This is a genomic window from Cellulomonas algicola (assembly GCF_003851725.1).
In the GTDB taxonomy this organism is placed as follows: Bacteria; Actinomycetota; Actinomycetes; order Actinomycetales; family Cellulomonadaceae; genus Cellulomonas; species Cellulomonas algicola.
Genome location: NZ_BHYL01000152.1, coordinates 1 through 10,387, shown reverse-complemented (window position 1 = coordinate 10,387; position 10,387 = coordinate 1). Strand labels below are relative to the sequence as shown.

The 10,387-nt window shown below is 74.5% G+C and carries 8 protein-coding genes; all 8 read left to right on the top strand.

Annotated features, from left to right (window positions below; translation table 11 throughout):
• The first annotated feature begins 61 nt into the window (after positions 1-61).
• Complete coding sequence (locus CTKZ_RS10930; protein ID WP_124342977.1) at positions 62-1,504, top strand: pyridoxal phosphate-dependent decarboxylase family protein; 1,443 nt, start codon at positions 62-64, stop codon at positions 1,502-1,504.
• A gap of 94 nt (positions 1,505-1,598) precedes the next feature.
• Complete coding sequence (gene pyrR / locus CTKZ_RS10925) at positions 1,599-2,183, top strand: bifunctional pyr operon transcriptional regulator/uracil phosphoribosyltransferase PyrR (RefSeq protein ID WP_281357116.1); 585 nt, start codon at positions 1,599-1,601, stop codon at positions 2,181-2,183.
• On the top strand, positions 2,180-3,172 hold the full coding sequence (locus tag CTKZ_RS10920) for an aspartate carbamoyltransferase catalytic subunit (RefSeq protein WP_124342976.1): 993 nt from the start codon (positions 2,180-2,182) through the stop codon (positions 3,170-3,172). The genes pyrR and CTKZ_RS10920 overlap by 4 nt, the downstream gene beginning before the upstream one ends.
• Positions 3,169-4,485 carry a dihydroorotase gene (locus tag CTKZ_RS10915; protein WP_124342975.1) on the top strand — a complete coding sequence of 439 codons (1,317 nt, stop codon included), beginning with the start codon at positions 3,169-3,171 and terminating at the stop codon, positions 4,483-4,485. Before CTKZ_RS10920 ends, CTKZ_RS10915 begins: the two co-directional genes overlap by 4 nt.
• Complete coding sequence (locus CTKZ_RS10910; RefSeq protein ID WP_124342974.1) at positions 4,485-5,024, top strand: PH-like domain-containing protein; 540 nt, start codon at positions 4,485-4,487, stop codon at positions 5,022-5,024. Before CTKZ_RS10915 ends, CTKZ_RS10910 begins: the two co-directional genes overlap by 1 nt.
• Positions 5,021-6,214: a glutamine-hydrolyzing carbamoyl-phosphate synthase small subunit gene (gene carA / locus CTKZ_RS10905; RefSeq protein ID WP_124342973.1), complete on the top strand. Its 1,194-nt coding sequence runs from the start codon at positions 5,021-5,023 to the stop codon at positions 6,212-6,214. Before CTKZ_RS10910 ends, carA begins: the two co-directional genes overlap by 4 nt.
• Positions 6,214-9,549: a carbamoyl-phosphate synthase large subunit gene (gene carB / locus CTKZ_RS10900; RefSeq protein WP_124342972.1), complete on the top strand. Its 3,336-nt coding sequence runs from the start codon at positions 6,214-6,216 to the stop codon at positions 9,547-9,549. Before carA ends, carB begins: the two co-directional genes overlap by 1 nt.
• A 74-nt stretch (positions 9,550-9,623) precedes the next feature.
• The coding region (gene pyrF, locus CTKZ_RS10895; RefSeq protein ID WP_124342978.1) for an orotidine-5'-phosphate decarboxylase at positions 9,624-10,387 on the top strand (764 nt) is incomplete at its 3' end.

Genomic DNA, 10,387 nt, shown 5'->3' with positions numbered 1-10,387 from the left:
CGCTCCGCCGGTACCGGCTCACCGAGGCGGTCGTCGACGCCCCGACGACGGGGGTGGCCGCGTGACCCGCGCGTGGACGAGCCGGCCCGCCGCCGACGTCCTCGCCGACCTCGCCGACCTGCGCCGCGTCGACCCGCCCACGCACGGCGGCCGCGTCCTGTCCTACGTGTACGACTCCGGTCGCGCCGACCTCGACGCCGTCGCCGCCCGCGCCGTCGAGCTGTTCCTGCCCGTCAACGGCCTCGACCCCACCACGTTCACGTCCGTCGCCGCCCTGGAGAGCCGCCTCGTCGCCCGTGCCCGCGACGTCCTGCACGGCGGACCCGACACCGCCGGGTCGGTCACGACCGGGGGCACCGAGTCCTGCCTGCTCGCCGTCAAGTCCGCGCGCGACACCTGGCGCGCCGCCGACCCGGCCCGCGTCCACGCCCGGCCGACCCTCGTCCTGCCCACGACGGCCCACCCCGCGTTCCACAAGGCCGCCGCCTACCTCGACCTCGACGTCGTCCCCGTGCCCGTCGACCCCGCCCGCGGCACGCCCGACGCCGACGCGGTCCTCGCCGCCGTCGACGACCGCACCGCCCTCGTCGTCGTGAGCGCCCCCAGCTACCCGTTCGGCGTCGTCGACCCCGTCACCGAGGTCGCCGCCGGCGCCTCCGACCGCGGCGTCGCCTGCCACGTCGACGCCTGCATCGGCGGCTGGGTCCTGCCGTGGTGGGGCGACGACGTCCCGCCGTGGGACCTCGCCGTCGACGGCGTCACCTCGATCTCCGCCGACCTGCACAAGTACGGCTTCGCCCCCAAGGGCGCCTCCGTCGTCCTCTACCGCGACCCCGCCCGGCACCGCGCCCAGTACTTCGCGACGACCGCCTGGCCCGGCTACCCGGTCGTCAACCCCACCGTCCTCGGCTCCCGGTCCGCGGGAGGCCTCGCCGCCGCGTGGGCCGTGGTCGAGGCGCTCGGGGACCAGGGGTTCGCCGCGCTCGTCGCCCAGACCCGCGACGCCACCACCCGGCTGCGCGACGCCGCCACCGCCATCGCCGGACTGCGCGTCGTCGGCCGGCCCACCGGACCCCTCCTCGCGCTCGCCACCGACGACGACGCCCCCGACGCCGACCGCGTCGACCCCTTCCACCTCGTCGACGCCCTGCGCCGCCGCGGCTGGCTCGCCCAGGCCCAGCCCGCCCTCACCCAGCCCGACGGGACCGTCCTGCCCCGCACCGCTCACCTCACGATCACCCCCGTCACGCAACGCGTCGCCGACGACCTCGCCACCGCCCTCCACGACGCGGCCGCCGACGTGCGCGGCCGCGGCCCCGCGACCCCCGACCCCGCCCTCGCGCAGCACGTCCTCACCGACGGCCTCCCCGACGACCTCGCCGCCGTCATGGCCACCCTCGAGGCCCTCCCGCCCGACGTCGTCCGCCCGCTCCTCGTCGAGGTCCTCGCCCGCGCCGTCGCCCCCCCGCCCGTGACGCTCGTCACGGACCCGCCGCGCGCATGAGACGGCACCCCGCTCCGGCAGGGGGCGCGGGTTAAGATCCGAGCACCACCAGCGTCCTTTAAGACCCGTCCCGTGAGGCGGGGAAGGAGTCCGCATGAGCACAGGCATGCCCGCGTCCAGCGGCAGCCTCGAGCACGCCAACGTCGTGCTCGGCGCCCCCGAGATCGGCCGGGCGCTCACCCGCATCGCCCACGAGATCCTCGAGCGCAACAAGGGCGGCGACGACGTCGTCCTCCTCGGCATCCCGACCCGCGGCCTCCCGCTCGCGCGCCGGCTCGCCCAGCGCCTCGCCGACGTCGAGCCCGGCCTCGACCCGGCCGCGCTCGCGGGCAGCCTCGACGTGACGATGTACCGCGACGACCTGGCCCACCAGCCGACGCGGACGATCGGCGCGACCGACATCCCGGGCGGCGGCCTCGACGGGCGCGTCGTGGTCCTGGTCGACGACGTCCTCTACTCGGGCCGCACGATCCGCGCCGCGCTCGACGCGATCAGCGACCTGGGCCGCCCCCGCGCTGTCCAGCTCGCCGCGCTCGTGGACCGCGGCCACCGCGAGCTCCCGATCCGCGCGGACTACGTCGGCAAGAACCTCCCGACCTCCACGACGGAGCGGGTGCGCGTGCTGCTCGAGGAGACCGACGGCCGCGACGCCGTCGTCATCGACGGGGGGACCCGATGAGGCACCTGCTGTCCGCCTCGGACCTCGACGTCCGCGACGCGGTGCGCATCCTCGACACGGCCGGGCAGATGGCCGCGACGCAGGCGCGCGAGATCAAGAAGCTCCCGACGCTGCGCGGCCGCACGGTCGTCAACCTGTTCTTCGAGGACTCGACGCGCACGCGCATCTCGTTCGAGACGGCCGCCAAGCGGCTGAGCGCCGACGTCATCAACTTCTCGGCCAAGGGGTCGAGCGTCTCGAAGGGGGAGTCGCTCAAGGACACGGCCCTCACGCTGCAGGCCATGGGCGCGGACGCGGTCGTCATCCGGCACCAGGCGTCGGGTGCACCGCACACGCTCGCGCATGCGGGCTGGACGTCGGGCGCCGTGGTGAACGCGGGCGACGGGACGCACCAGCACCCGACGCAGGCGCTGCTCGACGCGTACACGCTGCGCCGCCACCTCGTGGGCGACGGCGGGCGCGCCGACGTGAGCGGCCAGGACCTCGCGGGCCTGCGCGTCGCGATCGTCGGCGACGTCCTGCACAGCCGCGTCGCGCGGTCGAACGTGCAGCTCCTGCACACGCTCGGCGCGCACGTCACGCTCGTGTCGCCGCCGACGCTCGTGCCGGTCGGCGTCGAGGCGTGGCCCGCGCGGGTCTCGTACCACCTGGACGAGGTCATCGCCGACGACAAGCCCGACGCCGTCATGATGCTGCGCGTCCAGCGCGAGCGGATGTCGAGCGCGGGCGGCGGGTTCTTCCCGAGCCCGCTCGAGTACACCCGCGGCTACGGCCTCGACGCGCGCCGCCTCGCGGCGCTGCCCGAGCACGCGATCGTGCTCCACCCGGGACCGATGAACCGCGGCCTGGAGATCTCCGCCGACGCCGCCGACTCGCCGCGCGCGGTGATCGTCGAGCAGGTCGCCAACGGGGTCGCCGTCCGCATGGCCGTGCTGTACCTGCTGCTCGCGGGCGAGTCGCCCGCCCCGACGACGAAGGTGGACGCGTGAACCCCCGGTACCTGCTGACGTCCGTCGCCCCGCTGGGCGCGGATCCCGTCGACGTGCTCCTCGCGGACGGCGTGCTCGCCGCGATCGGCGCGGACGCCCGCGCGCAGGCCGGTGACGACGCGACCGAGGTCGACGGCACCGGTCTCGTGCTGCTGCCCGGCCTGGTCGACCTGCACACGCACCTGCGCGAGCCCGGCCGTGAGGACGCCGAGACGATCCGCACCGGCACGCGCGCCGCGGCACTCGGCGGGTTCACCGCGGTGCACGCCATGGCCAACACCTCGCCCACGCAGGACACCGCGGGCGTCGTCGAGCAGGTCTGGCGGCTCGGCCGCGAGGCCGGCTGGGTCGACGTGCACCCCGTCGGCGCGGTGACCGTCGGCCTGGCGGGGGAGCAGCTCGCCGAGCTCGGCGCGATGGCCCAGTCCGAGGCCGCCGTGCGCGTGTTCTCCGACGACGGCAAGTGCGTGCACGACCCGGTGCTCATGCGGCGCGCGCTCGAGTACGTCAAGGCGTTCGACGGCGTCGTCGCCCAGCACGCGCAGGAGCCGCGGCTCACCGAGAACGCGCAGATGAACGAGGGCGTCGTCTCGGCCGAGCTCGGGCTGACCGGCTGGCCGTCCGTCGCGGAGGAGGCGATCATCGCGCGCGACGTGCTGCTCGCCGAGCACGTCGGGTCGCGCCTGCACGTCTGCCACCTCTCGACCGCCGGCTCGGTCGAGATCGTCCGGTGGGCCAAGTCGCGCGGCATCGACGTCACCGCCGAGGTCACCCCGCACCACCTGGTGCTCACCGACGACCTCGCCCGCGGCTACGACCCGGTGTTCAAGGTCAACCCGCCGCTGCGCACCGACGCGGACGTCGAGGCGGTCCGCGCCGGGCTCGCCGACGGCACGATCGACATCGTCGCGACCGACCACGCGCCGCACACGCGCGAGGACAAGGACTGCGAGTGGGCGGCTGCCGCGTTCGGCATGACAGGGCTCGAGACCGCGCTGTCCGTCGTCCAGCAGACGATGGTCGACACCGGCCGCCTCACCTGGGCGGACGTCGCACGCGTCCTGTCCGAGGCGCCCGCCCGGATCGGCCGCGTCACCGACCACGGCCGCCCGATCGCGGTCGGTGAGCCCGCCAACCTCGTGCTGTGGGACCCGGCCGCGCGCACCACGGTCGACCCGGCGCAGCAGGCCACCAAGGCCGTCAACTCGCCGTTCCGCGGACGTGAGCTGCCGGGACGCGTCGTCGCGACGTTCCTGCGCGGCCGCGCGACCGTCCTCGACGGCGAGCCGTGCGACGCGGCGGTGGTCCGCTGATGCGCACCGCGCTCGCCGTCGCCGGCTGCGTCGCGCTCGCGCTGCTCGCGCTGTGGGGCATGCGCTCCGGCTGGCGGGCCCGACGACGACGCACCGAGGAGGTCGTCCCGTCGCTGCCGACCGAGCCCGCCGACCTGGGGGAGACCCGGTTCGGTCCCGTCGAGGCGCTGTACGTGTCGTCGACGCGCGCCGGTGACTGGCTCGACCGGGTCGTCGCGCACGACCTCGGCGTCCGCAGCCCGGCCGTCGTGGCGGTCCACGACGCGGGGGTGCGGATCACCCGGACCGGCGCGGCCGACGTGTTCGTCCCGGCCGGCACCCTGCGCGCGGCGGGCACGGCGCCCGGCATCGCGGGCAAGGTCGTCGGCGGCGACGGGCTCGTCGTCCTCACCTGGCAGCCCGACCCCGACGACCCGCGCGGCCTCGACACCGGCCTGCGCCCCCGGCACGCCGCCGACCGCCCCGCGCTGGTCGACGCCGTCGCCGCCCTCATCGACCACACGCCCGGCGCCCCCGCCGGGCAGGAGGAGACACCATGACCGACGCAGTGCTCGTCCTCGAGGACGGCCGGACGTTCGCCGGGCAGGCGTACGGCGCCACCGGCCGGACCCTCGGCGAGATCGTCTTCAACACCGGCATGACCGGCTACCAGGAGACCCTGACCGACCCGTCGTACCACCGGCAGATCGTCGTCATGACGGCGCCGCACATCGGCAACACCGGCGTGAACGACGAGGACCCCGAGTCGGGGCGCATCTGGGTCGCCGGGTACGTCGTGCGGGACCCCGCGCGCCGGTCGTCGAGCTGGCGCGCGCGCCGCACCCTCGACGAGGAGCTGGACGCGCAGGGCGTCGTCGGGATCAGCGGCGTCGACACGCGTGCCCTCACGCGGCACCTGCGCGAGCGCGGCGTCATGCGCGCGGGCGTCTTCTCGGGCGACGCGCTGGTCGGTCCCGAGGGCGACCGCCGGCCGGTCGACGAGCTGCTCGACGAGGTGCTCACGGCACCCGCCATGGTCGGCGCCGACCTGGCCGGTGAGGTCTCGACCGACGAGCCGTACGTCGTCGAGGCGCTCGGCCCCGACGGCACGCCGCTGGACACGCCCGTCGCCACGGTCGCGGCCGTCGACCTGGGCATCAAGGCCATGACCCCGCAGCGGCTCGCCGAGCGCGGCGTGCGCGTGCACGTGCTGCCCTCCACCTCGACGATCGACGACGTCCTCGCGACGCAGCCCGACGGCGTGTTCTTCTCGAACGGCCCCGGCGACCCGTCGGCCGCGACGCACGAGGTCGAGCTCCTGCGCGACGTGCTGGACCGCAGGATCCCGTTCTTCGGCATCTGCTACGGCAACCAGCTGCTCGGCCGCGCGCTCGGCTACGGCACCTACAAGCTCGGCTACGGGCACCGCGGCGTGAACCAGCCGGTGATCGACCGGGCCACGGGCAAGGTCGAGATCACGGCGCACAACCACGGGTTCGCCGTGGACGCGCCGCTCGACGGCGAGTCCACCGCACCGCACGACGGCGGCCGCTACGGCCGGGTCGTCGTGAGCCACGTCGACCTCAACGACGACGTGGTCGAGGGCCTGCGCGCGCTCGACCTGCCGGCGTTCTCCGTCCAGTACCACCCGGAGGCGGCCGCGGGTCCCCACGACGCCGCCTACCTGTTCGACCGCTTCGTCGGCCTCATGACCGGCACCGACGACCCGACCACGAAGGGTGCCGCCTGATGCCCCGCCGCACCGACATCTCCAGCGTCCTGGTCATCGGGTCCGGCCCGATCGTCATCGGCCAGGCGTGCGAGTTCGACTACTCGGGGACGCAGGCGTGCCGCGTGCTCAAGGAGGAGGGCCTGCGGGTCGTCCTGGTCAACTCGAACCCCGCCACGATCATGACGGACCCCGAGTTCGCCGACGCGACGTACGTCGAGCCGATCACGACCGAGGTCCTCACGAGCATCATCGCCAAGGAGCGCCCCGACGCGATCCTGCCGACGCTGGGCGGCCAGACGGCCCTCAACGCGGCGATCGCGCTCGACGAGGCCGGCGTCCTGGCGAAGTACGACGTCGAGCTCATCGGCGCCAACATCCCCGCGATCCAGAAGGGCGAGGACCGCGAGCAGTTCAAGCAGGTCGTCGAGGTCTGCGGCGGCGAGTCCGCGCGGTCGGCGATCGTGCACACGATCGACGACGCCCTGGCCGCGGTCGAGGACCTCGGCTACCCGGTCGTCGTGCGACCGTCGTTCACGATGGGCGGCCTCGGCTCGGGCATCGCGTACGACGAGGACGACCTGCGCCGCATCGTCGGCCAGGGCCTGCACTACTCGCCGACCACCGAGGTGCTCCTGGAGGAGTCGATCCTCGGCTGGAAGGAGTACGAGCTCGAGCTCATGCGTGACAAGCACGACAACGTCGTGGTCGTCTGCTCGATCGAGAACGTCGACCCGGTCGGCGTGCACACCGGCGACTCGGTGACGGTCGCGCCCGCGCTCACGCTCACCGACCGCGAGTACCAGAAGCTGCGCGACATCGGCATCGCGGTCATCCGCGAGGTCGGCGTCGACACCGGCGGCTGCAACATCCAGTTCGCGGTCGAGCCCACGACGGGCCGCGTCGTCGTCATCGAGATGAACCCGCGCGTGTCGCGGTCGTCGGCCCTCGCGTCGAAGGCGACGGGCTTCCCGATCGCGAAGATCGCCGCGAAGCTCGCGGTCGGCTACACGCTCGACGAGATCCCGAACGACATCACGGGTTCGACGCCCGCGTCGTTCGAGCCGACGCTCGACTACGTCGTCGTCAAGGTGCCGCGGTTCGCGTTCGAGAAGTTCCCCGCCGCCGACCCGACGCTCACGACGACCATGAAGTCCGTCGGCGAGGCCATGGCGCTGGGCCGCAACTTCACCGAGGCGCTCGGCAAGGCGATGCGGTCGATCGACAAGAAGGGCTCGGTGTTCCACTGGGCCGGCGAGCCGGCGACGGGGGAGGCACTCGACGCGCTGCTCGGGACCATCGGCCGGCCCACCGAGGGGCGTCTGATCGACGTGCAGCAGGTGCTGCGCGCCGGTGTGGACGTCGACGAGGTGTACGCGCTCACGGGCATCGACCCGTGGTTCCTCGACCAGGTCCAGCTGATCAACGAGGTCGCGGCCGAGACCGCCGCGGCGCCCGCGCTGACCCGCGAGGTCCTCGCGCACGCCAAGCGGCACGGTCTGTCGGACGCGCAGGTCGCGCAGCTGCGCGGCACGACCGAGGACGCCGTGCGCGGCGCCCGGCACGCCGTGGGCCTGCGGCCCGTCTACAAGACGGTCGACACGTGCGCCGCGGAGTTCGCCGCCCTCACGCCGTACCACTACTCCTCCTACGACGAGGAGACCGAGGTGCGGCCGCGCGAGCGGCCCGCGATCCTCATCCTCGGCTCGGGGCCGAACCGCATCGGCCAGGGCATCGAGTTCGACTACTCGTGCGTGCACGCCGCGCTGGCGCTCAAGGGCGAGTTCGAGACCGTCATGGTCAACTGCAACCCCGAGACCGTCTCGACGGACTACGACACCTCGGACCGCCTGTACTTCGAGCCGCTGACGTTCGAGGACGTGCTCGAGGTCTACCACGCGGAGCTCGCCGCGGGTCCCGTCGCGGGGCTCATCGTGACGCTCGGCGGTCAGACGCCCCTGTCGCTCGCGCAGCGCCTCGCGGACGCCGGTCTGCCGATCCTCGGCACGCCGCCGTCGGCGATCGACGCCGCGGAGGACCGCGGGGAGTTCGGCAAGGTGCTCGAGGCCGCGGGCCTGCCCGCGCCGGCCTTCGGCACCGCGACGACGCTCGCCGGCGCGCGCGAGACCGCGCGTCGGATCGGCTTCCCGGTGCTCGTGCGCCCCTCGTACGTCCTCGGCGGTCGGGGCATGGAGATCGTCTACGACGAGCACCAGCTCGCCGAGTACGTGCAGCGTGCTCTCGACAACGCCGCCGACGGCGGCCGCGCCGGGACGCTCCCGCCGCTGCTCATCGACCGTTTCCTCGACGACGCGATCGAGATCGACGTCGACGCGCTGTTCGACGGCGAGGAGCTGTTCCTCGGCGGCGTCATGGAGCACATCGAGGAGGCCGGCATCCACTCCGGTGACTCGGCGTGTGCGCTGCCCCCGGTGACGCTGTCGACGTCCGAGCTCGAGCGCATCCGCCTGTCGACCGAGGCGATCGCCCGGGGCGTCGGCGTGCGCGGCCTGCTCAACATCCAGTTCGCGCTCGTCTCCGACGTGCTCTACGTCCTCGAGGCGAACCCGCGCGCGTCGCGGACCGTGCCGTTCGTCTCGAAGGCCACGGGCGTCTCGCTCGCGAAGGCCGCGGCGCTCGTCATGGCGGGCCGGTCCATCGCGGACCTGCGCGCGGCGGGCCTGCTGCCCGTGCAGGACGCGAGCGTGCTCGACCTCGACTCTCCGGTCGCCGTCAAGGAGGCCGTGCTGCCCTTCAAGCGGTTCCGCACCGCCGACGGCGTCGTCGTCGACACGGTCCTGGGGCCGGAGATGCGCTCGACGGGTGAGGTCATGGGCTTCGACGTCGACTTCCCGACCGCGTTCGCGAAGTCGCAGGAGGCGGCGTTCGGCGGCCTCCCGACGAGCGGCACCGCGTTCATCTCCGTGGCGGACCGGGACAAGCGCTCGATCGTCTTCCCGGTCAAGCGGCTCGCGGAGCTCGGCTTCGAGATCCTCGCGACCGAGGGCACCGCGGCGGTCCTGCACCGCAGCGGCATCCGCTCGCGCGTCGTGCGCAAGTACTCGTCCGGCCGGGGCGTCGACGGCGAGCCGACGATCGTCGACCTCATCACGGCCGGCGACGTCGACATCGTCGTGAACACGCCGTCGGGCCAGGGCGCGCGCGCCGACGGCTACGAGATCCGCGCGGCCACGACGGCCGCCGACAAGGCGATCGTCACGACCGTGCAGCAGCTCGGCGCGGCCGTGCAGGCGATCGAGGCCGCGCAGGCCGGGCCGTTCACGGTGACGAGCCTGCAGGAGCACGACGCCGCGGCGGACCAGCGGCGCGCGCAGGCGGCCGTGGTGACCGCGTGACGGGCCTGGCGGGCGCCGACGCGTCCGGTCACGCGACCGCGAGCGAGCCGTTCGGCGCGCGCCTGGCCGCCGCGATGGACGCGCACGGCCCGCTGTGCGTCGGCATCGACCCGCACCCGGTGCTGCTCGCGGACTGGGGGCTGACCGACGACGCCGCCGGCCTGCGGGCGTTCGCGTCGACGTTGATGGCCGCGGTCGCCGGCCACGTCGCGGCGGTCAAGCCGCAGGCCGCGCTGTTCGAGCGGCACGGCTCCGCGGGCGTCGCGGTGCTCGAGGAGGTCGTGGCCGAGGGTCGCCGCACGGGCACGCTCGTCGTGGTCGACGCCAAGCGCGGCGACATCGGCTCGACCATGGCGGGCTACGCCGACGCGTACCTGCGGGACGGCTCGCCCCTCGCCGGGGACGCGCTCACGGTCTCGCCGTACCTGGGCTTCGGATCGCTCGACCCGGCCGTCGACGCCGCGCTCGCGACGGGCCGCGGCCTGTTCGTCCTGTGCCTGACGTCGAACAAGGAGGGCCCCGAGGTGCAGCACGCCCGCACCGCGGACGGCTCGACCGTGGCAGCGACGATCGCGGCGCGCGCCGCGGCGCTCAACGCCGGCGTCGACCCGATGGGCTCGATCGGCCTGGTCGTGGGCGCGACCGTCGGCGACGCGGCCGCCCGGACCGGCACGGACCTGACCGCGGTCAACGGCCCCCTCCTCGCCCCGGGGGTCGGCGCGCAGGGCGCGGGCCCGCGCGAGCTCACGGCCGTCTTCGGCGCCGCCCGCCGGCAGGTCCTCGCGTCGTCCTCGCGCGGCGTCCTGGCCGCGGGACCGGACGCCGCGCGGCTGCGGGC